The sequence below is a fragment of the Streptomyces daliensis genome, assembly GCF_054782395.1.
The window spans coordinates 213,687-234,753 of the sequence record NZ_BAAGSO010000119.1 but is presented as its reverse complement, the minus strand read 5'-3'; the positions used below and the strand labels follow the sequence as shown (position 1 = coordinate 234,753).

General features: G+C 73.1%; 21 protein-coding genes. 9 read left to right on the top strand and 12 right to left on the bottom strand.

Features of this window, described 5'->3' with window-relative positions; translation table 11 throughout:
• Positions 1-102: 102 nt before the first annotated feature.
• The 8 genes from ACYVOO_RS34505 to ACYVOO_RS34470 form a co-directional block, all read right to left on the bottom strand.
• Positions 103-594 carry a DUF3180 domain-containing protein gene (locus tag ACYVOO_RS34505; RefSeq protein ID WP_461019653.1) on the bottom strand — a complete coding sequence of 164 codons (492 nt, stop codon included), beginning with the start codon at positions 592-594 and terminating at the stop codon, positions 103-105.
• Between the two features lie 148 nt (positions 595-742).
• Entirely contained in the window at positions 743-1,339 is a 597-nt protein-coding gene (gene folK / locus ACYVOO_RS34500; RefSeq protein ID WP_461019652.1) for a 2-amino-4-hydroxy-6-hydroxymethyldihydropteridine diphosphokinase, read from the bottom strand.
• A complete protein-coding gene (gene folB / locus ACYVOO_RS34495) occupies positions 1,336-1,695 on the bottom strand; it encodes a dihydroneopterin aldolase (RefSeq protein WP_461019651.1) in 360 nt (119 codons plus the stop codon). The genes folK and folB overlap by 4 nt, the downstream gene beginning before the upstream one ends.
• A 352-nt stretch (positions 1,696-2,047) precedes the next feature.
• Positions 2,048-2,539 carry a nuclear transport factor 2 family protein gene (locus ACYVOO_RS34490; RefSeq protein WP_461019650.1) on the bottom strand — a complete coding sequence of 164 codons (492 nt, stop codon included), beginning with the start codon at positions 2,537-2,539 and terminating at the stop codon, positions 2,048-2,050.
• Entirely contained in the window at positions 2,536-3,459 is a 924-nt protein-coding gene (gene folP / locus ACYVOO_RS34485; RefSeq protein WP_461019649.1) for a dihydropteroate synthase, read from the bottom strand. Before folP ends, ACYVOO_RS34490 begins: the two co-directional genes overlap by 4 nt.
• Before the next feature lie 16 nt (positions 3,460-3,475).
• On the bottom strand, positions 3,476-3,982 hold the full coding sequence (locus ACYVOO_RS34480; protein WP_461019648.1) for a rhodanese-like domain-containing protein: 507 nt from the start codon (positions 3,980-3,982) through the stop codon (positions 3,476-3,478).
• On the bottom strand, positions 3,979-4,506 hold the full coding sequence (locus ACYVOO_RS34475) for a cupin domain-containing protein (protein ID WP_461019667.1): 528 nt from the start codon (positions 4,504-4,506) through the stop codon (positions 3,979-3,981). The genes ACYVOO_RS34480 and ACYVOO_RS34475 overlap by 4 nt, the downstream gene beginning before the upstream one ends.
• A gap of 286 nt (positions 4,507-4,792) precedes the next feature.
• Positions 4,793-5,977: an ABC transporter ATP-binding protein gene (locus tag ACYVOO_RS34470; protein WP_461019647.1), complete on the bottom strand. Its 1,185-nt coding sequence runs from the start codon at positions 5,975-5,977 to the stop codon at positions 4,793-4,795.
• A gap of 223 nt (positions 5,978-6,200) precedes the next feature.
• Here ACYVOO_RS34470 and ACYVOO_RS34465 point away from each other — a divergent pair, with 223 nt between their 5' ends.
• The 4 genes from ACYVOO_RS34465 (at position 6,201) to ACYVOO_RS34450 (ending at position 10,226) form a co-directional block, all read left to right on the top strand.
• On the top strand, positions 6,201-6,983 hold the full coding sequence (locus ACYVOO_RS34465; RefSeq protein WP_461019646.1) for an ABC transporter permease: 783 nt from the start codon (positions 6,201-6,203) through the stop codon (positions 6,981-6,983).
• 2 nt (positions 6,984-6,985) lie between these two features.
• Positions 6,986-7,765: an ABC transporter permease gene (locus tag ACYVOO_RS34460; RefSeq protein ID WP_461019666.1), complete on the top strand. Its 780-nt coding sequence runs from the start codon at positions 6,986-6,988 to the stop codon at positions 7,763-7,765.
• 68 nt (positions 7,766-7,833) lie between these two features.
• Positions 7,834-8,820 (top strand): ABC transporter substrate-binding protein, encoded by a 987-nt coding sequence (locus ACYVOO_RS34455; RefSeq protein WP_461019645.1) that lies wholly within the window; start codon positions 7,834-7,836, stop codon positions 8,818-8,820.
• 137 nt (positions 8,821-8,957) lie between these two features.
• Entirely contained in the window at positions 8,958-10,226 is a 1,269-nt protein-coding gene (locus tag ACYVOO_RS34450) for a hypothetical protein (protein WP_461019644.1), read from the top strand.
• 80 nt (positions 10,227-10,306) lie between these two features.
• Here ACYVOO_RS34450 and ACYVOO_RS34445 read toward each other — a convergent pair whose 3' ends face one another.
• Positions 10,307-11,443 (bottom strand): NADH-quinone oxidoreductase subunit D, encoded by a 1,137-nt coding sequence (locus ACYVOO_RS34445; RefSeq protein WP_461019665.1) that lies wholly within the window; start codon positions 11,441-11,443, stop codon positions 10,307-10,309.
• A gap of 265 nt (positions 11,444-11,708) precedes the next feature.
• Here ACYVOO_RS34445 and ACYVOO_RS34440 point away from each other — a divergent pair, with 265 nt between their 5' ends.
• Together ACYVOO_RS34440 and ACYVOO_RS34435 are read left to right on the top strand one after the other, a co-directional pair.
• Positions 11,709-12,140, top strand: coding sequence for a PH domain-containing protein (locus ACYVOO_RS34440; protein ID WP_461019664.1), 432 nt, complete (start codon positions 11,709-11,711; stop codon positions 12,138-12,140).
• Between the two features lie 32 nt (positions 12,141-12,172).
• Entirely contained in the window at positions 12,173-13,498 is a 1,326-nt protein-coding gene (locus ACYVOO_RS34435) for a PH domain-containing protein (RefSeq protein ID WP_461019643.1), read from the top strand.
• A gap of 1,111 nt (positions 13,499-14,609) precedes the next feature.
• On the opposite strand, the gene ACYVOO_RS34430 is transcribed toward ACYVOO_RS34435, so the two are convergent.
• Positions 14,610-15,749: an SAM-dependent methyltransferase gene (locus tag ACYVOO_RS34430; protein ID WP_461019642.1), complete on the bottom strand. Its 1,140-nt coding sequence runs from the start codon at positions 15,747-15,749 to the stop codon at positions 14,610-14,612.
• Positions 15,750-15,864: 115 nt separating this feature from the next.
• On the opposite strand from ACYVOO_RS34430, the gene ACYVOO_RS34425 reads away from it, so the two are divergent.
• Positions 15,865-17,103 (top strand): DUF7134 domain-containing protein, encoded by a 1,239-nt coding sequence (locus tag ACYVOO_RS34425; protein WP_461019641.1) that lies wholly within the window; start codon positions 15,865-15,867, stop codon positions 17,101-17,103.
• A gap of 49 nt (positions 17,104-17,152) precedes the next feature.
• Entirely contained in the window at positions 17,153-17,836 is a 684-nt protein-coding gene (locus ACYVOO_RS34420) for a response regulator (RefSeq protein WP_461019640.1), read from the top strand.
• 22 nt (positions 17,837-17,858) lie between these two features.
• On the opposite strand, the gene ACYVOO_RS34415 is transcribed toward ACYVOO_RS34420, so the two are convergent.
• Positions 17,859-18,977 carry a DUF5937 family protein gene (locus tag ACYVOO_RS34415; RefSeq protein ID WP_461019639.1) on the bottom strand — a complete coding sequence of 373 codons (1,119 nt, stop codon included), beginning with the start codon at positions 18,975-18,977 and terminating at the stop codon, positions 17,859-17,861.
• A gap of 98 nt (positions 18,978-19,075) precedes the next feature.
• On the opposite strand from ACYVOO_RS34415, the gene ACYVOO_RS34410 reads away from it, so the two are divergent.
• A complete protein-coding gene (locus ACYVOO_RS34410; RefSeq protein WP_461019638.1) occupies positions 19,076-19,258 on the top strand; it encodes a hypothetical protein in 183 nt (60 codons plus the stop codon).
• On the opposite strand, the gene ACYVOO_RS34405 is transcribed toward ACYVOO_RS34410, so the two are convergent.
• Complete coding sequence (locus ACYVOO_RS34405; protein ID WP_461019637.1) at positions 19,239-20,432, bottom strand: threonine aldolase family protein; 1,194 nt, start codon at positions 20,430-20,432, stop codon at positions 19,239-19,241. The genes ACYVOO_RS34410 and ACYVOO_RS34405 overlap by 20 nt on opposite strands.
• Positions 20,433-21,067: the final 635 nt, after the last annotated feature.

Sequence of the window (21,067 nt, the reverse complement as noted above, 5' to 3'; positions counted from 1 at the left end):
TGTCGCCGCACCATACGACGCGCCTGCCCATCCCCAGCATTGATCCACCCACCCCAGCAAGAGCCATCAGAAACGACCTAGGCCCCCGATGGGCGAGAGGCGTCAGGCGGCCGAGGCGGCCGGGGGCTGCTCGTCGCTGTCGTCGTCGGGCAGCTTGCAGACGCGCTCCAGGAAGACCGCGGCGGCCACCACGGCGACCCCGGCGAGCACGGACAGGCCCGCGTAGACGGTCTGATCGCGCCGGGCCGCCGCGTCGGGCGCGCCCAGCAGCAGATAGACCCCGGCCCCTCCGTACATCCCGGCGACCAGCGACGCGACCAGCGCGCTCGCCTGCCCGAAGAGCACGGCGCGCGCCGCCATCATCGGATCGACGCCCTTGGCGCCCGGCTCCCGCTCGCGCTGGGCCTTCAGCCGGGCCCGCAGCGACAGCGCGGTGGCCAGCAGCACCACGGCGATGACGGCGAGCACGACGGGCGCCGCGACCGGGACGCTGGGCAGGGTGCCCACGGTGTCCCACAGCCGCGCGCCCGCCCACGACAGGATCCCGGCCACGGCGAAGAGCCCCGCCAGGGTGCGGATACGGAGTTCCTTCACGGATGTCGCCTCACGGTCTCGTCTGTCGCCTCACGGTCTCGTCCAGATCGACCCGGCGGGGCCGCCGCGGCGGACCCGGCCGGGGGGCTCCCGGGGGGAGTCCCCGGGGAACCGCCCCCCGGGTAAACGCACCACGGGAGCCCAACGACTATTCGGGCAGGCTGAGTTCCAGGTCCGCGCGCGCCGTGACGCCCTCGGTCCCCAGGCGCGCCAGCAGCTCGGCCGCGGCGCCGCGCCCGGGGACGACGGCCTCCGGGTCCACGTCGAGCCACGGCACCAGCACGAAGGCACGCTCGTGCGCGTGCGGGTGGGGGAGGGTCAGCTTCGGGTCGTCGGAGACGACGTCCTGGTAGGTGACGATGTCCACGTCGATCGTGCGCGGGCCCCACTTCTCGTCCCGCGTCCGCTCCAGGGCCTCTTCGATCGCGTGCCCGCGCTCCAGCAGCGAGGACGGCGGCAGGGTGGTCTTCACGACGACCACCGCGTTGAAGTACGAGGGCTGGCTGCCGGGCTCCACGCCCCACGGCTCGGTCTCGTAGACGGGAGAGACGCCCTTGACCTTGAGGCCCGGGGTGTCGGCGAGCGCGTCGATGGCGCTCTGGAGTTTCTCCAGGCGGTCCCCGACGTTGCTGCCGAGGGAGACCACGGCGTACTGGGGGTTGTGCAAAGTCGTGTCGGCCGCGTCGACCTGGTGCACCACGGCAGCGGGCACCGGCTGTACGGTCGGGTCACTGTTCGGCGTCATGCGCGGCTCCGCTTGATAGTGATGGTCACGTCGTCAAAGGGCACGGTGATCGGGGCTTCGGGCTTGTGCACCACGACCTCGACCTCCCGTACGGCCTCGTGTGCGAGGCAGGTGTCGGCGATGCGCTGGGCGAGGGTCTCGATCAGATCGACGGGCTCGCCTTCCACGACCGCCACGACCTCCTCCGCCACGACGCCGTAGTGAACGGTCTTCCCGAGATCGTCTCCGACGGCGGCGGGCCCCGTGTCGAGGCCCATGTCCACATCCACGATGAAGGTCTGACCCTCCACGCGTTCCCGTTCGAACACGCCGTGATGCCCGCGGGCCTTCACGCCGCGCAGCGCGACACGGTCCACGCGTATCACTCCCGTCGTCGGTCCTCGGTCCTTGTTCGTACGAATGCAGCATGCACCGCGGGCGTGCCACCGAATCGAATCTACCTGCGAGCACGGACAGTGCTAGCCCGCGGGGGCTATGGACAGAGCCGGACCGGAGCTGCGAGGGGTGCCCCCTCGCGTCCCGCGTCGCGGCCTACCCGACAGCGCCCCGGGCCACTCTCGCATTCCCGATGACGTTGCCCTAACGAGTGGCCTCTCCCACGCTCCGCTGACGATGATGGGCGGTTGGGTGTACATCCGCGCTGACGTACGCGGACAGCCCCGCGGAATTCGCCCGGAGTTCGGTTCAGAGCTCCGTTCAGGGCTCGGTTCAGAGTTCGATGTCGCCCTCGCCGGGCTCCGAGTCGTCGTCCTCGTCCTCGCGTTCGACGAGCACCGGCGAGCCGTGGTGCGCCCACACCTTCCAGCCACCGCCCTCGCCGCCCGCTCCGTCCTCGGCGCGGCGGAAGACGTTCGTCGCCACGACGAGGCCGCCCACCAGGGGGCCTGCCGAGCCGTCCTCCTCCGCCGGGCCGCCGCTGAGGATGTTCTCGGTGCAGCGGACCAGGGCCGTGTCGCCCAGGACGGAGATCTCCACGTCGGTCAGGAAGAACTGGATGTACTCGGTGTTCGCCATGATCAGCGCGTAGGAGCGCAGCACCTCGTCGCGCCCCGTCAGCACCGGCCACCCCGGGTGCACCACGCTGATCTCGTCGTCCAGCCACAGCTCGGCCAGCGCGTCGAGATCGCCGTGTTCGACGGCCTCGTAGAGCGCGGTGTTGGCGGCTTCCACCGCCTCGATGTCCGTACGGGCGCTGCTCACTCGGCCCGCCCAGTGCCCGGCGTGCCCGATGTGCCCGGCGTGCCCGGCGCGGCGTGTGCGCTGTCCGCGCGCTCGACGGCGTGCGCGACCCGTACCGCGTCCGCGCTCGCCCGCACCTCGTGCACCCGCACCGCCCAGGCGCCCTCGCGGGCCGCCAGCGCCGAGACGGCGGCCGTCGCCGCGTCGCGCTCGCGCGCGGGGGGCGGGGACGCGTCCTCGCCGGAGGCCAGCACACGGCCGAGGAACCGCTTGCGCGAGGCGGCCACCAGCAGCGGCAGGCCCAGCTCGCGGCGCAGCCGCCCCGTCGCGGCGACCAGCGCGAGATCGTGCTCGGCCCGCTTGGCGAAGCCCAGGCCGGGGTCCACGACGATCCGCTCGGGGGCGATGCCGCCCGAGACTGCCCGGTCCAGGTTGCCGCGCAGCTCGTCGATGACCTCGGAGACCACGTCGCCGTAGACGGCGCGGCTGTTCATGTCGACACTCTGGCCGCGCCAGTGCATGACGACGAACGGGGCGCCCGCCGCCGCGACGGCCGGGATCATGGCCGGATCGGCCTGGCCCGCGCTCACGTCGTTGACCAGCGCGGCCCCCGCGTCGAGCGCCTGCTCGGCCACGGAGGCGCGCATCGTATCGACGCTGACGACGACCCCCTCCTCCACGAGCCCGCGGACGACGGGCAGCACCCGGCGCAGCTCCTCGGCCTCGTCGACGCGGGTGGCTCCGGGCCGGGTGGACTCGCCGCCCACATCGACCAGATCGGCGCCTTCCGCGACCAGATCGAGCCCGTGTTTGATCGCGGCTTCGGTGTCGAACCACTTGCCGCCGTCGGAGAAGGAGTCAGGCGTGACGTTCACCACTCCCATGACGGCGCACCGGTCCCACTCGGGCAGACCTGCGACCTGGCCGCGCAAAGCACTCATGCGTCCAGCGTAGGCGCTACGCCTCTGCTGGGCCGCTGCCCGGGGCAGCCGGGCCAGGCGGGCCCGGAGGGGCGGGCGGGCCCGACGGCTCCGGCGGCCAGGCCGGTCCCGGCACGACGGGCAGCCCTGCCGCGCGCCACGCCTGGAAGCCGCCCGCCAGATCCGCGACCCGCGTGAGGCCCAGGGCCTCGAGCGAGCGCGCCGCGAGGCTGGACGCGTAGCCCTCGTTGCACAGCACGACGACGGGCAGCTCGAACCCGGTGGCCTCGGGGGCGCGGTGCGGACAGGTCGGGTCGAGCCGCCACTCCAGCTCGTTGCGCTCGACGACGAGGGCGCCTGGGACGGTGCCGTCGCGCTCGCGCAGCTCCGCGTACCGGATGTCCACCAGCAGCGCGCCCGCCGCCTGCGCGTCGGCGGCGGCCCGCGGGGTCAGCCGCTCCAGCCCTTCGCGGGAGCGGGCCAGCAGCGCGTCGACGCGGCTGGGCGCGTGGTCACCCGCTCCGGGCTCTCCGGGGGCGCTCACTCCCACTCACCCGGCTGCTCGACGTGCTCCAGGCGCAGCACCTGGCCCGTGCGGCTGTAGCGGCGCATCAGCGGGAGCGGCGGGTAGTACGCGTGCACCGAGACGGCGTGCTCCTCGGACTGGTTCAGCACCTGGTGCACGTGGTGCGGCCCGAAGGCGCGCCCGCGCCCGTCCGAGAGCACGCGCTCGCGGTCGACGCCGTCGGCCAGCTCCAGCGTCCGCCAGCCCTCGGTGGGGATGCGCGCCGCGAGCGACTGCTCGGTCAGCGCGCCGGAAGCGGCCGCGAACGCGCCGCGCGAGCCGCCGTGGTCGTGCCAGCCGGTGCCCGTGCCCGGCGGCCAGCCGATCAGCCACGCCTCGCTGCCGCCGGGGCCTTCGAGGCGGAGCCAGGTGCGGCCCTCGGGGTCGAGGGGGAGCGAGCCGACGTACGCCGTGTCGGCGGCGACGCGGCGTACGAAGTCGAGGAGTTCCGCCTCACCGGGGCCCTCGGAGTGGGGCGCGCGGGGCGCGGCGGATGCGGGCACGGCTGATGCGGGTGCGGTGGTGGAAGACACGGGAATCCGTCCTGAAAGCGATCGTGGGAGCGCGCACGTAAGTGGGCGCGCGAGGCGCGCGCCGCAGCGGCGTGAGAAGGGATCGGTCAGCAGGACGCCGGACAGACGCAGCCCGCGTAGCGGAGGAGGTCCAGATGGACCCTCCGCCAGAACTGGAGCCGTGTGCCGGTCATGATCGGAGTAGAGCACGCCCCGTTTTTCAGGGTCAACACCGTCCCGCCCCTCGGAACGCCCCCCGCTGTCGCGGGTTCGCGGGCTACTTCTCGGGGACCGTCTCCAGCGACACGTCCGCGCGTGGCACGTCCCGCTCGTCCGCGTCGATCGAGCGCCGCAGCGCCTCGTGCAGCCGCGTCGGCGTCAGCACGCCGAGGAAGCGGCCCTCGCTGGCCGCGTCCACCACCGCGATCCAGCCCGCGTCGTGCTGGAGCATCGTGCTGAACGCCTGCTTCAGGGGCGCGCCCAGTGGCAGCCACGCCTCCATGCGGCGGGCGCGGTCCCGTACCGTCACCGTCGCGTCCGCTTCCGCGTCGGCCGGGTCGGCGGGCTCCGCCGAGACCCAGCCGTGCAGGTCGTCCGCGTCGTCCAGGACGACGGCCCAGTGCGCGCCCTCGGCCCGCATGCGCGCCGTCGCCTCGCTGAGGCGGTCGTCGAGGTGGACGACGGGGGGTGCCTCCAGGTCGGCCGTCTCGATCGGGGTGACGGAGAGCCGCTTGAGGCCGCGGTCGGCGCCGACGAAGTCGGCCACGTAGGGCGTCGCGGGGGCGCCCAGCACCTTCGTGGGCGGGTCGAACTGCTCGACGCGGCCCTCCCCGTAGACCGCGATGCGGTCCCCGAGCCGCACCGCTTCCTCGATGTCGTGCGTCACGAAGAGCACCGTCTTGTGCAGCGAGGACTGGAGCTTCAGGAACTCCGTCTGGAGGTGTTCGCGCACCACGGGGTCGACGGCGCCGAAGGGCTCGTCCATCAGCAGCACGGGCGGGTCGGCCGCGAGCGCGCGGGCGACGCCGACGCGCTGCCGCTGGCCGCCGCTGAGCTGGTCGGGGTAGCGGTCGCCGAAGACGGCGGGGTCCAGGCCGACCAGGTCCAGCAGCTCGGCGGCGCGTTCGCGGCGCTTCGCCTTGGACCAGCCGAGGAGGTGCGGGACGGTGCCCGTGTTGTCCAGCACCGTCTTGTGGGGGAAGAGGCCCACCTGCTGGATGACGTAGCCGATCCGGCGCCGCAGCTCGACGGGGTCGACGGAGGCGATGTCCTCGCCGTCGAGGAAGATCTGCCCCGAGGTCGGCTCGATGAGGCGGTTGACCATCTTCATCGTGGTCGTCTTGCCGCAGCCCGAGGGCCCGACGAGGGTGACCAGTTCGCCCTCGGCCACCTCGAAGGACAGGTCGTCCACGGCGGTCGTGCCGTCGGGGTAGCGCTTGGTGACGTTCTCGAAGCGGATCATGGGCCCATTCTTGTCGCTCGGTCCGTGGCTGGCGGCGGAATTCTCCGCGGACGAAATCCTGACGAAATCCTTCCGCTGGTGGAATCCTTCCGCGCGCACGGTGAATGGCGTGTTGCGGCAGTGTGGCAGTTCGGGCCGACTGTCGGTAGCGGGCGGTAGGGTCCCCGAAAGTGACCGGGACGAGCGGGAAACCAGGCGTGCGAAGCGGGGGAGGTGAGCGGGGATGAGCGGTGCCGTTGGTGCCGGTGCGGCGGTTGCCGCCGTGGGCCAGAAGGGGCAGAGCTGTCTCTCCGCGAACGACTGGATCTGCGGCGAGTACGTGCGCTCACGCGGCCAGGAACTGCTCGACGCGACGGGCCAGCATGTGTGGATCACCGTCCTCTCCGTCGTGCTCGGGCTGGTGATCGCCTTCCCCCTCGCGCTCGTCGCGCGCCGCTGGAAGCGCGCTTCGGGCGCCGTGCTGGGCCTCACCACAGTGCTCTACACCGTGCCGTCGCTGGCCATGTTCGCGCTGCTGCTGCCCGTCTTCGGCGTCTCGGCCGCCGTGGTGGTGACGGGCCTGGTGCTGTATTCGCTGACGGTGCTGGTGCGCAACATCCTCGCGGGCCTCGAAGCCGTCCCCGAGGAGGCGCGGGAGGCCGCGCGCGGCCTCGGCTACGGCCAGACGCGGCTCCTCTTCGAGGTCGAGGTGCCCCTCGCGCTGCCCGCGATGATGGCGGGGGTGCGGATCGCCACGGTGTCCACGGTGGCGATGACGACGGTCGGCGCGATCGTCGGCTTCGGCGGCCTCGGCAACCTGATCTACAACGGCATGGAGAGCTTCTTCAAGGCCCAGGTGCTGACCGCCTCCGTGATCTGCGTGATCCTCGCCGTGGTCGCTGACGTCGCGCTGCTGGGCCTCCAGCGCCTGCTGACGCCCTGGGCCCGCGTCAAGGGCAAGGGCCGCGCGCGCGGGTTGCTCCGCGGACCGCGCGGTGTGCTCCGTGAAGAGAAGGCGGTGGCGTGACGATGGGCGTCATCGGGGACGTGTGGACGTGGCTCTCCTCCGGCGGCAACTGGTCGGGGAGCAACGGCGTCCTGCACCGGCTGGGCGAGCACCTGTATCTGACGGGCGTCTGCCTGGCGCTCGCCGTGCTGATCGCGCTGCCCGTCGCGCTGTGGCTCGGCCACCTCGGCAAGGGCGGCGCGCTCGCGGTCAACATCTCCAACGCCGGGCGCGCTGTGCCCACCTTCGCGGTGCTGGTGCTGCTGACGCTCAGCCCGATCGGCACGGCAGGTGACTGGCCCACCATCATCGCGCTGGTCCTGTTCGCGGTGCCCCCGCTGCTGACGAACGCGTACGTCGGGATGCGCGAGGCCGACCGCGATGTGGTCGAGGCGGCGCGCGGAATGGGCATGTCCGGGTGGCAGTTGCTGGCCCGCGTCGAGGTGCCCCTCGCGTTTCCGCTGATCATGACCGGGGTGCGCTCCGCCGCCGTACAGGTGGTCGCGACGGCGACTCTCGCGGCGCTGCCCGGCGGCGGCGGCCTGGGCCGGATCATCACGGCGGGCTTCAACACGTACGACACCCCGCAGGTCGTCGGCGGCGCCGTGCTCGTCGCGGCGCTGGCGCTGCTGGTGGAGGGCGTGCTCGTCGTGGCGGAGAAGCTGCTGGACCCGATGCGCCGCAGGCGCGCGGGCACGTCCCGGGATTCGGATTCCCGTTCGACTCCCCCGGGCTTTGATGACAGGGTGACCCCCGCGCGCGGGCGCCCGCAGGCATCCCCGCACGCGCACCCGACGGCCTGACGAGCGGCCTGACGAACGATCCGACGGCACGAACGACCTGACGACCGGTCCGACGAATGGTGGTTCCCATGTACGAGTCCGAGTCCGCACAGTCCCGGCGGAAGCGGCGCCCGCTGACCGCCCGGCGGACCCTGACCGCGGTCGGCGCCACCGCCGCGCTCGCCGTGTCCCTGACGGCCTGCGGCGGCAGCAGCCTGGAGGAGGAGGGCGGCGGCTCCGGCGGCGGGGGCAAGCTGGTCATCGGCTCGGCGGGCTTCACCGAGTCGCAGATCATGGCGGAGCTGTACAGCAAGGTGCTGGACAAGGCGGGCTACTCCACGTCGATCAAGAAGCTCCAGAACCGCGAGCTGTACGAGCCGGCCCTGGAGAAGGGCCAGATCGACGTCGTGCCCGAGTACGCGGCCACGCTCGCCGAGTTCCTCAACGCGAAGAAGAACGGGCCCAAGGCGGAGCCCGTCGCCTCGAACGACGTCGAGGAGACCGTCACGGCGCTGGAGAAGCTGGCAGAGCCGCGCGGGCTCAAGGTGCTGTCGGCGGGCAAGGCGGTCGATCAGAACGCGTTCGCCGTCACCGAGGCGTTCGCGAAGAAGCACAAGCTCAAGACGCTGTCGGACCTGGGCGAGTCGGGCGAGAAGATCAAGCTGGCCGCGGGCGACGAGTGCGACGAGCGCCCGTTCTGCCGCCCTGGCCTGGAGAAGACCTACGGCATCGACATCACGGACGTGGACCCCAAGGGCGTCGGCACCACCCAGTCCAAGCAGGCCGTCAAGGCGGGCACGGACCAGATGGTGCTCACCACGACGACGGACGCGACGCTGGACGACTTCGGCCTCGTCCTCCTGGAGGACGACAAGGGCCTCCAGAACGCGGACAACGTCCTGCCCGTCGTGAACGAGAAGGACGCGGGCGGCAAGAAGGCCGCGGACGCGCTGGACAAGCTGACCCGGGTGCTCACGACGAAGGATCTGGCGGATCTCAACCGCAAGGTGGACTCCGAGCGCCAGAAGCCCAAGGACGTGGCTGAGGAGTACCTCAAGTCCAAGAACCTGCTCTGACCGCGCAGTTGACCGCCCGGGCCCCGAGGGCGGGCCCGGGCGTGCCCCGTGGGCTTGGAGGGGCGCGGGTTGTGAGGGCATAACAATGCCCTTTGTCCGGTGTCGTCGATCGCGCCACACACGGTAAATTCCAGGCCATGCCACGTGGACGTCATCGCCATTCGCCGCCCCTGCACCGGCTCCTTCCCCCGGCGGCCGTCGCAGTCGCCGCGCTGGCCTGCGCCGGTGGCGCCTGGCTGGCCGGAGAGCCGGGCATCGGCGATACGGAGACCGTCGTGCTCCGCGGCTTCGCCGCTGCGGCGGCCGTCGCGGCGGTCACCGGCGCGGTCATGCTGCGCAAGTGGGACCGCGCGGCGGGCAGGCGGGTCGCCGAGCTGAAGGCGAAGCAGACGAGCCTGGAGTGGCGCGCCGAGGAGCGGCAGGCCGAGCTGGAGGGCGAGCTCGAAGAGGCCCGCGAATCCCGTGGCGCCCTGGAGTCCAAGCTGCGCGAGAAGCGCGCCGAGCTGGCCAGGCTGCGCACCGAGCACGCCGCGCTGCTGCGCCGCTACGCGCACGCGGAGACGGAGCGGGCCAGCGCGCTGGAGGGGCGGCGCCAGCTGGAGATCGAGGCGGCCGAGGCCCCCAAGGCGCTCGCCGCCTCCGCCATGGACCACCGCAACGAGGCGGGCGCGCCCTCGCCGCTGACGTATCTCCAGGCACACGAGGCGCTGCGGCACCTGTCGAGGAACGCGGCGCGGCAGGTGGAGCGGCGCCGGATGGAGCGCGAGATGGCGCGCGCGGCGGCAGCGGCGCGCGAGCCCGTCGCCGAGCCCGACGCGCGCTCGACGGCCTCCGCCGTCGTCCCGCACTCCCCGGCCCCTGACAGCGTCCACCGCGTGGACACGGGCGGCTTCGACTTCTTCGGCAAGGGCGGCGCCGCGTCGAAGGGCTCCCAGGGCGTGCAGGGCGACTCGCGCGGCGGGCGGGACGGCAGGGACAGCCGGGACGCGAAGGGGCTGCCCCGGCAGCAGGACGGGGACACGGGCGGGCGCGACGGCGCGTCGGAGGCCACGCCGTCCGAGCGCAAGCGCGGCGACGAGGACGAGGACCCCCACCGGGGCGCGTCCCCGAGCGGTGCGGGCGGTACGGGTGGCACGAGCGGCGCGGGCGGCGCGACGGACACGGCCGCCGCGTTCACGGGCGCTTCGGCGGCCCGCGCCCGCGCGGCGGCGACGGGCGGCGCGGGCAGGAACCAGGGCCCGCGCCCGTCGGCCCAGCCGGTCCCCTCGGCCTTCGACCCGGCGGCGCGCGCGGCTACGGACGACGACGGGACGGGACGTGCCCGTACGGACGCGGACGAGGAAGCGACGGCCGAGCCGTCGCCCGGTGAGGCCCTGGACATCACGGAGCTGCGCAGCGCGATCTGAGCGCGCGGCGGCGGGGCCGATCGCGCCCCGCCCCCGCCCCCGCTCCGGCACGCGGTCCGGGCGCGTCCGGTCGTCGTGGCCTACTTGTCGATGTCGCCGACGACGAAGAAGAACGAGCCGAGGATCGCCACCATGTCGGCCACCAGCGTGCCCGGCAGCAGTTCGGTCAGGGCCTGGATGTTGTTGTACGAGGCCGAGCGGAGTTTCAGCCGGTACGGGGTCTTCTCGCCCTTGGAGACGAGGTAGTAGCCGTTCAGCCCGAGCGGGTTCTCCGTCCAGGCGTACGTGGCGCCCTCCGGGGCCTTCAGGACCTTGGGCAGCCGCTGGTTGATCGGCCCGGGCGGCAACTGCGCGAGGCGGTCGAGGCAGACGTCGGCCATGTCCAGGGAGTTGTGGGCCTGCTCCAGCAGCACTTCGAAGCGGGCCAGGCAGTCGCCCTCCTGGCGGGTGACGACCTTCAGCGTGCTCCGCAGCTCCGGATCCGTGTAGGCGAGGTACGGCTCGTCGCGCCGCAGGTCGAAGTCGACGCCCGAGGCGCGCGCGATGGGGCCGCTGACCCCGTAGGCGTGGACCGTCTCCGGGGGGAGGTAGCCGACGTCGCGCGTACGGCCCCGGAAGATCTCGTTCCCGAGCACCAGCCGGTCGAAGGAGTCCATCCGGGCGCGTACGGCCGCCACCGCCTGACGGGCGCGGCCCAGCCAGCCGGCGGGCAGGTCCTCCTTGAGCCCGCCGACCCGGTTGAACATGTAGTGCATGCGCCCGCCGGAGATCTCCTCCATGACGTTCTGGAGTTCCTCGCGCTCCCGGAAGGCGTAGAAGACCGGCGTGATCCCGCCCAGCTCCAGCGGATACGAGCCGAGGAACATCAGATGGTTGAGCACGCGGTTCAGCTCGGCCAGCAGGGTGCGCGTCCAGACGGCGCGCTCGGGGACCTCCATGCCCAGCATCCGCTCGACGGCGAGGACGACGCCCAGTTCGTTGGAGAAAGCGGACAGCCAGTCGTGGCGGTTGGCGAGCACGATGATCTGGCGGTAGTCGCGGGCCTCGAAGAGCTTCTCCGCGCCCCGGTGCATATAGCCGACGACGGGTTCCGCCGCGCTGATCAGCTCGCCGTCCAGCACGAGGCGCAGCCGCAGCACGCCGTGTGTGGAGGGGTGCTGCGGGCCGATGTTGAGCACCATGTCGGTGCTCTCGGCCGCGCCGCCGACGCCGACCATGGTCTCCGACGTGGCCGCCGTCGTCGCCGTCGCCGCTGTCCCTGCCGCTGCCGCCGCCGTCTGGCCCTGCTGACCCGTCTGACTCATGGCCCTTAGTCTCTCAGCTTCCTCCCTGAGTCTGATACGGACTGTCACAGGTCACGCCTAGGCTGGTCGTATGACGAGTGGCGCGGGCGTTGAGTCCGACGGTCCGGAGCCGGGCCCGGCCCCTGGCGGGGGCTCCGGGGGCCCTGACGGCGAACAGTGGCGCGGGGTGGAGCGCGCGATGCTGCCGATGCGGCGGTTCGTGCTGCTGTCCACACTGCTGCCCCTCGCGGTGGCGACGGGCGTGCTGCTCGGGCTGTTCGCGGGTCCGGGCTGGGCCGCCTTCGCGCTGCTGCCGCTCGCCTTCGCCGCCTGGGGCTGGGGCGCGCTGCGGCGCAACTGGCGGTCCTGGCGCTATGCCGAGCGCGTCGACGATCTGCTCATCAGCCGCGGCGTGCTGTGGCGGGAGCTGACGGTCGTGCCGTACGGACGGATGCAGCTCGTCGAGGTCACCTCGGGGCCACTGGAGCGGCGCTACGGCCTGGCCAGGCTCCAGCTCCACACCGCCGCGGCCACCACGGACGCGACGATACCCGGCCTCTCCCCCGAGGAGGCCGAGCGGTTGCGCGACCGCCTGACCGAGCTGGGCGAGGCCCGCTCGGCGGGGCTGTGACGGCGTGCGCGCCGTGAACGGGGAGGCGTGACGTGCCAGGACCGCTGCCGCCGCGCCCCGAGGGCAAGCCGCTGCACCCCATCACGCCCTGGCGCCGCGCCTGGGCGCCCGTCGCCGCGCTCCTCGCCTTCTCGGCGCAGGACCTGGAGCGCACCCGCGAGTGGTTCACCCAGCTCACGGTGGGCTGGCTGCTGGCGGCGTTCGGCGTGCTGCTGCCGATCGCCGCCGCGTACGGCTTCCTGTCCTGGTGGTTCACCAGCTATCTGGTCACGGACACCGAACTGCGCATCCGCACCGGGCTGTTCTTCCGCCGCACCGCGCACATCCGCCTCGACCGCGTGCAGGCCGTCGACGTGGGGCGGCCCCTGCTGGCCCGCCTCGCGGGCGTCGCCAAGCTCAAGCTGGACGTCGTCGGGACCGAGGCCAAGGACGAGCTGGCGTTCCTCGGCGAACGCGATGCCGTCGCGCTGCGCGCCGAACTCCTCGCCCGCGCGGCGGGCATCGCGCCCGACGCGGCGCCCGAGGCGGGCGAGGCCCCCGCGCGTGAACTCCTGCGCGTCGACGCGCGCACCCTGCTCGTCTCCCTGCTCCTGACGGGCTCCGGCTGGGGGCTGCTCGTCCCCGCCCTCGTGGTGCCCGTCCTCATCTACCTCGCCAGCGACAGCCTCTGGGCCGCCCTCGCCACGCTGCTGCCGCTGGTGGGCGCCGTGTGGGCGAGCAGCGCGGGACGGTTCCTGCGCGAGTACGACTGGACCGTCGGCGAATCGCCCGACGGGCTCCGCCTCGACCACGGGCTGCTCGACCGCGAGCACGCGACGGTTCCGCCGGGGCGGGTGCAGTCCGTGCGCATCGTCGAGCCGTTGCTGTGGCGGCGGCGCGGCTGGGTGCGGGTGGAGCTGGATGTGGCGGGGGCGGCGAAGGGCAAGGACGGGGTCCTCATACCCGTCGCGCCACGGGAGCGGGCGGAGGCCGTGCTCGGGCGGGTGCTGCCCGAGGTCGGGCTCGCGCGCGCGGAGGCGGCGCTGGAGCGCGCGCCGCGGCGGGCACGCTGGGCGGCGCCTGTGGTGTGGCGGGCCTACGGGCACGGGGTGACCGGTTCCGTTTACGTCACCCGCCGTGGGCTGCTGCGGCGGCGGACGACGATGGTGCCGCACGCGAAGGTGCAGAGCGTGCGGTGGGAGCAGGGGCCGTGGGCGCGGTGCCTTGGGCTGGCCGACGTGGTGGTCGATCACGGGGCGAACGGGGTGGCGAAGGGGAGGTTGCGGGACGCGGAGGAGGCGCGGCGCGTGGTGTACGCGCAGGCGGAGCGCTCCCGTACGGGCCGCCGCGAAGCGGCCCCTGACCGCTGGCTCACCTAGCCCTTCGCGGGCGGCGCAAGGAAACGCAGGGTTGCCGCTTCACCGGGCTGTGCCCCCTCACGGGGTGCGGGTCCCCTTCGCGGGGTGCGGAAGGAAACGGGGGGTTGCCCCTTCACCGGTCCGCGCCGCTTCACGGGGTGCGACGTTGACCGCCTCACGGGGTGCGTGTTTCTCGTGGGGGTGCGCCTGGTGTGGGTGCCCCTTGGGGGGTTCGTTCGCGTGTGGCGGGCCGGTGGCACGGGTTGTGCCCACCCTCCCCCAGCTACCGCTGGGAGGTGCCCCCTCGCCAGCGGGACGATTGCCCACAACGTTTTTGTGCCGCTGCACGGGGCGCGGCGTTTTTCGGGTGCGGGCCGGTGGCTTCGGCGCGGCGTGTGGTGCGGGTGCGTCGCGGCTGGCGCCGCGTGTTTCCGGGTTTCCACCGTGGTCGTGTGGGGTTGGCGACAAGTGCGGGTCGGCTTTTCGGCTGCCTGCACATACTCGTCGCCACCACTTGCGGGGACACCCCACCACGTCCCCTCCCACCCGGTGGCCAACCTCCGGCCCGCTCCAACCGTTGTGGGCAAGCGTTCCGCATGGCGGGCCGGTGGGCACAACCCACCCACCGGCCCGCACCCGCGAACGAAACCCCGAGGGGCACTCGGGTAGGCGCACCCCTCCCCGGGGGTGTTGCACGGGACGGTCAGCCCGTGAAGCGGGAACCGTAGGGTCCCGCGCTGGGGGGGCGTGCCGCCGCACGCCGAGGAGCCGACCCCAGCCGACCCGGAGTGGCAGAGGGCCACCGGCGGGACGGGGACGGGGTGGGGTGTCCCCGCAGGTCGAGAAAGTCACCGGCGGAGAGACGAAGACGAGACCTTCACGCCGAGGAGACACCCCACCCCGGCACCGGACACCCCGCACCCACGCGCCCACAACCCCAACAGGAACCCGGAATCACGCGGCGCAAGCCGCAAAGCACCGCACCATACGCCGCGCCGTAGCCACACAGCCGCACCCGAACACGGCGCCCCGCCCAGCGCTGCGCACCGTGCTGCGGCGCAAAAACCAGCGCGGGACCCTACAGTGCCCACCACACCGGCCAACCGTCCCGCGCAACACCCCCGTGAAGGGCCTACCCCCCGTTTCCTTCCGCCCCCCGCGAAGGGGACCCGTCCCGCGCAACACCCCCGACGAACGAAGCACCCCCGTTTCCTTCCGCCCCCCGCGAAGGGGCCCCGCGGGGGTGGAGGAGCCAGGTGAAGGCGCCCAGGGAGGAGGGGGAGGTCAGGTCGGCCGCCTGGGTGGCCGTGGAGAGGGCGCGGACGTAGGCGGCCGGGTCCGTCGAGGCGAGGGACAGGGGCGGGCGGCGCCCCTCGACGCCCAGTTTCCGCAACATCTCGCCCTGCGACACCAGCACCGCACCGTCCGCCGCGAAGGCGCACGCGTCGAGCGCCACGTGCGAGGTGAGGTCGCATGTGCCGTCGGGCACGGGGGCGACCTCGCGGCCCTCCGCGTACCCCGTGAGGGTGCCGAAGGGCGGCCGGGCCGAGCGCTCGTGCGCGTAGTCGACGGCGACCGCGAGCCCGCGCCGCAGCACCCGCACCGCCGAGGCCCACGCCTCGTCCCTGGGCCGCCCGATCTCCGCGCGGAGCCCCGGCTCGCCGCCCGCCAGCGGCCACCACCGCGCGAGCCACTCCGCGTCCGCGCGCGGCAGCGGCCCCGTAGCCAGCCGCTCCGTGCCGTCGGCGCGGACGAGTACCTGGCGCGGGACCCCGTTCTCGTCGTTCTCGGCGACGTCGACGGGGATGTTGTCCAGCCACTCGTTGGCGAACAGGAGCCCGGTGAGCCCGTCGGGGACCGCCAGCCCGGTCAGGTCCGTCAGGCCGGAGAGGGTGTCGGGCGAGCGGACCCACGTGACGCGGGGGTCGAGCCCTTCGGGGCGGGGCGCGCGTTCCACGGCGTAGGCGCGTACACGTCGCGCCGCCTCGTCGGGCAGCGCCCCCAGCACCCCGGTCAGCAGCTCGCCGCGCCCCGCGCCCACGTCCACGAGGGCCAGCTCGGCGGGGCGGCCCAGGCTCTCGTCGACGCGCAGCAGGAGGCGGGCGACCGCGCCCGCGAAGAGGGGGGAGGCGTGCACGGAGGTGCGGAAGTGGTCGCCGGGGGCCTCGCGGGTGAAGAAGCCGGGGCACGCGTCGTCGCCGTAGAGCGCGCGCTCGGTCGCCTCGCGCCAGGTCGCCCAGTCGTTTGCCGGTCCGTTGTCCTCTGGGTTCACGGGGCTCACGCTACGTGCGGATGTCGCTCCTCCACCTTGCGGAGTATGCGAGGGCACCACGGATCGGCCGTCCGGTTGACTCCTGCACGTACTTCGTCTTCCTACGCTGGGTGATGTGAACCGCATCTACGACTTCATCCGCAGACACCCCACATGGGTGGACGGCTCCTGGGCCGCGCTGCTGCTGATGCTGTCGGGGCTCTGGATCGTCACGAGCATCCGCACGGACACGGAGGGGATGCCCCAGGGCCCGACGGAGCAGATCGCCTCCGTGCCGATCGCGCTGGCGCTCGGCGTCGTGGTCGCGCTGCGCCGCCGCGCGCCGGAGAAGATGCTGATGCTGGCCACGGGCACGGGTGTCGCGCAGCTCGTCACGGACGTGGAGGTCTTCCCGGGGAACTTCGGGTTCCTCGTCATCATCTTCACCGTCGCCTCCCGCAATGTGCGCTGGGCCTCGTGGTTCGCGCTCGGCGGCGCGCTCACCGCGCCCACGATCGCCACGCTGCGCTGGCCCGACGCGAACCAGGACACCACCAGTGAGGTGTTCGGCGTCATATTCCTCACCGTCACGTTCTTCCTGGCGTGGGTGCTGGGGGACTCGATCCGTACCCGTCGCGCCTACTACGCGCAGTTGGAGGAGCGCGCCACCCGCCTGGAGAAGGAGCGCGAGGCGCACGCCAAGATCGCGGCGGCGGCGGAGCGCGCCCGGATAGCGCGGGAGCTGCACGATGTCGTCGCGCACAACGTCTCTGTCATGGTCGTCCAGGCCGACGGCGCCGCGTATGTGCTGGACACCGCGCCCGAGCAGACCAAGCAGGCGCTGGAGACGATCTCGGGGACCGGGCGTCAGGCGCTGGCCGAGATGCGGCGGCTGCTGGGGGTGCTGCGCAGCGGCGAGGGCAGCACGCGGGGGGCGCGGGACCGCAGCGAGTACGTTCCGCAGCCCGGCATGGAGCAGTTGGCCGAGCTGGTGGACCAGGTGCGCGGGGCCGGGCTCATGGTGGACTTCACCATCGAGGGCACGCCGCGCCCCCTCCCGAGCAGCGTGGAGCTGACGGCGTACCGCATAGTGCAGGAGGCGCTGACCAACTCCCGCAAGCACGGCGGCCCGGACGTCGGCGCCTCGGTCCGCCTCCGCTACGGGGACGACGAGCTGAGCCTCCTCGCCGAGGACGACGGGCGCGGGGCGCAGCGGGAGCTGTACGAGGACGGGGGAGCGGACGGGCTCGGGCACGGTCTGATCGGGATGCGGGAGCGCGTCGGCATGGTCGGCGGCAGCCTGGAGGCCGGGCCCCGGCCGGGCGGCGGCTTCCGCATCAGCGCGGTACTGCCCCTCAAGGCCGCCCACCACTGAGCGGGACCATTTACTGAGCCCCTAGGGAAGCCTAGAGAAACGGAACACCATGACCATCCGCGTGATGCTCGTCGACGATCAGGCCCTGCTGCGCACCGGCTTCCGCATGGTGCTGGCCGCGCAGCCGGACATGGAGGTCGTCGCGGAGGCCGGTGACGGCGCCGAGGCGCTGGAGCAGTTGCGGGCGCGGGAGGTGGACGTCGTCCTGATGGACGTGCGGATGCCGAACGTCGACGGTGTGGAGGCCACCCGCCGCATCTGCGAGGGCCGCGAGGGCGGTCCCGGCGATCCGAAGGTGCTGATCCTCACCACGTTCGACCTCGACGAGTACGCCTTCTCCGCACTCAAGGCGGGCGCCAGCGGCTTCATGCTCAAGGACGTGCCGCCCGGCGATCTGCTGGACGCGATCCGCTCCGTCCACAGCGGCGACGCGGTGGTCGCGCCGAGCACCACCCGCCGGCTGATCGACCAGTTCTCCTCGGTGCTCCCCGCCACCACGCCCGAGCCGCTCGCCAAGGAGCTGGAGAAGCTGACGGAGCGGGAGCGGGAGGTGCTCGTCCTCGTCGCGCAGGGTCTGTCGAACGGCGAGATCGCGGCCGGGCTCGTCCTCTCCGAGGCCACGGTCAAGACGCACGTGGGGCGCATACTCACCAAGCTGGGGCTGCGCGACCGCGTCCAGGCGGTCGTCCTCGCCTACGAGACGGGCCTCGTACGCGCTGGCAACGGCGGCTGACGCCGCAGGGCCGGGCGGGCCGTCAGCGCAGGACCGTCTCCAGGAAGTCGCTGCCCAGCTTGGCCACGATGGACAGGTCCAGTTGATGCTGCACGTACCGGCCGCGCCGCCGCGTCGTCAGCAGCCCCGCCTTCTTCAGCACGGACAGGTGTCGGGAGACCTCGGGAGCGGTGAGCCCGAGGATGCCGGCCAGTTCTCCCGTCGTGTACGGGGCGCGGGCGACGCTGCGGCACAGCCGCATCCGCAGCGGGTGGGAGAGCGCCTCCATCCGCAGGGTGAGCGCCTCGACGGAGGAGTGGCCTGGGAGGTCGCCCGACGCGACGGGATAGTGCAGCACGGGCCGCCATCCCGGCCGGTGCAGCACCGTCAGATGCGGCCAGTTGAAGGTCGTCGGCACGAGGGTGAGCCCGACGCCGACGGCCGGGTCCACCGCGGTCGTACGGCCGTCCGCCATCTTGTCCACCTCGATGCGGGTGCCGTGCTCGTCCAGCGTCAGCGCCTGCGACACGGACTCCAGCGCGGCGGCCAGCCCCTTGTGGCGCAGCAGCTCCGTCTTGTGCCGCGCGTCCGCCGCGAGATGGACCCGGGTGCGGCGCCAGGTGTCCGCGAAGAACGCCTGGTCGCAGTCCTCGAAGAGGCGCCGTATCCACTCGCGCACCGCCGTCGGGTCGGTCAGCAGCCAGTTGGTGAAGTCCATCTGCCGCTGACCGCGCGCCGCGGCCAGGTCCATGGCGCGTTCGCGCATCTGCGGATCGGCGAGCGGCGAGGGCGCGGCCTTCCCGTACGTGCTGACGCAGGTGAACTCCAGCGCCGCCGCGACGAAGTCCTCGTCGGGCAGCCGGTCGAGCGTGTCCAGGTCGTCGGCGAGGGTGGCGCCGGGCTGGGCCGCGGGGTCCCGCAGCCCGGCGAAGCCCATGAAGATGTCAGCGAAGGTGGTGCGCCACAGGAAGTCCGCGTCGCACAGGCGGTCGGCGAGGTCGGGCTTGAGCGCGGCGTTGGTCGCCGTGGTCCAGCCGTGCACGGCCGGGTGGTGCCCCGGCTCGGACAGCGCGTGCAGCGCGGTGCCCAGCTCGCCCAGTGGCGACGGGGTGAAGACGATGCGCTCGGGCGGCAGACCCGCGATCTCTACGGTCACGCTCATGGACCCATTCTGCGTGCGTGACGGGCAGGCCGGGCGCCGATTGACGGTCGTCGTCAATCGGCGTGCGGGAGTGCGCGGGGGCCGCGCAGGCTCGGGGCATGAGCATCACTCAGCAGTACGCGATGGACACCTACCGCCTCTCCCGCGACCAGCAGCCGCCTCCGCCGCTTCCCGGCGCGCACGAGGCGCGGGTGCTGCACGCGCTGTGGGAAGGGCTCCGCTTCCGGCGACGGCTGCGACGGCACACGGGGGTAGCCGCGGCTACGCCGAGCCGCCGGTGACGCCGCCTTCGCCGGGGGCCCCGGATTCACCGGTGACCCCGGCCAGGGTGCTGAGGAAACCCTCGACCGCGCAGGACACGTCCTCGCGCGCCCACGAGAGGCCCGGCGCGCTCACGGTCACCTCACTCATGCTGACCCCGGGCGGCCCGCCCGGGGCCTCCGACCAGGCACGGAACAGCAGCGTGCCGCTCTCCTCCGCGTACCGCAGCGACGCCTCCTCCAGGTCCTCGGCGCCGTACGGGAGCCACACCTGGAACTGGTGCGTGTGCGGCACCTCCGGCCACACCCGCCACCACGCCTTGCCCGACCCGGCCAGCGCCTCGCGCATGGCCTCCGCGACGAGCCGCGCGTGTGCCACGTACGACGGCAGCCGCGGCAGCTCCTGATCGAACCCCACCAGCGCGGACAGCACGGCGGGCCACTGCTGGAACAGCGCGCCCCCGTACCTGTGCCGCCAGGCGACCGCCTCCTCGACCAGCGTGGCAGGACCGGCGAGGGCGGCGCCCGAGAGGGCGCCGAGCGACTTGTAGAAGCTGACGTACACCGAGTCGGCGACCGACGCGATCTCCTGGAGCGGGCGCCCGAAGTGCGTGGCGCACTCCCACAGCCGCGCGCCGTCGAGGTGCACGACGGCGTCGCGCTCGCGGGCCGCCTCCACCGTCGCGGTCAGCTCCTCCCACGTGGGGAGCACGAAGCCCGCGTCGCGCAGCGGGAGTTCGAGCATGAGAGTGCCGAAGGGTTCCTCGCAGTCGCGGACCTCGTCGGCGCTGAACATCCGGGGTGCGCCGTCGCCGGGGTGCACGACGTGCAGGCCGCTCAGCCGCCGCAGGGCGTCGCGCTCCCAGCGGACGGGGTGGGCGAGGGGGTGCAGGGCGACCGTGTCGTTGCCCGTGCGGGCTGCCCAGCAGCGGAGGGCCGCCTGCTGGGCCATGGTGCCCGTCGGGAAGTAGGCGGCGGATTCGGTGCCGAGGGTTTCGGCGGTACGGAGTTCCAGAGCGCCGACGATGCTGTCGTCGTTGCCGTAGATGTCCGGCCAGTCCGCGAGGTCGTACGACCTCGCGCCCTCTTCCTTGAGGCGGGTGAGGAGGTCGCCCAGGCGGTCGGCGCCTCGAAGGTCGCCCAGGCGCCGCTCGGCCCCGGCCCACACCCTCAGCTTCCTCTCCCGCGCCTCCAAGCCCACCCGCCTCCCTTGCCCACTCCCCGCTTCTCCGCCATCCTTCCCCCTCCCGACGCGGGCATCCTCCGCTTCGTCGGGGGTGTTGCGGGGCCCCTTCGCGGGGTGCGGAAGGAAACGGGGGGTAGGCCCTTCACGGGGGTGTTGCGCGGGACGGTTGGCCGGTGTGGTGCGCACTGTAGGGTCCCGCGCTGATTTTTGCGCCGTCGCACGGTGCGCGGGGCGCTGCGCTGGGCTGTGCGCCGTGTTCGGGTGCGGGTGGGTGGCTTCGGCGCGGCGTGTGGTGCGGTGCGTGGCGGCTGGCGCCGCGTGATTCTGGGTTTCGGCCGTGGTTGTGGGTGTGTGGGTGGGGGGTGTCCGGTGCCGGGGTGGGGTGTCTCCTCGGCGTGAAGGTCTCGTGTTCGCCTTTCCGCCGGTGACTTTCTCGACCTGCGGGGACACCCCACCCCGTCCCCGTCCCGCCGGTGGCCCGCTATCCGGCTCCGGGTGCGCCAAGGTCCCACCCGTGCCCTTGCCCGGGGGACGCCATTCCGGGTGCCCCCTGGGGTTTCGTTCGCGGGTGCGGGCTGGTGGGTGGGTGTTCCCACCCTCCCCCAGCTACCGCTGGGAGGTGCCCCCTCGCCATGCGGAACGCC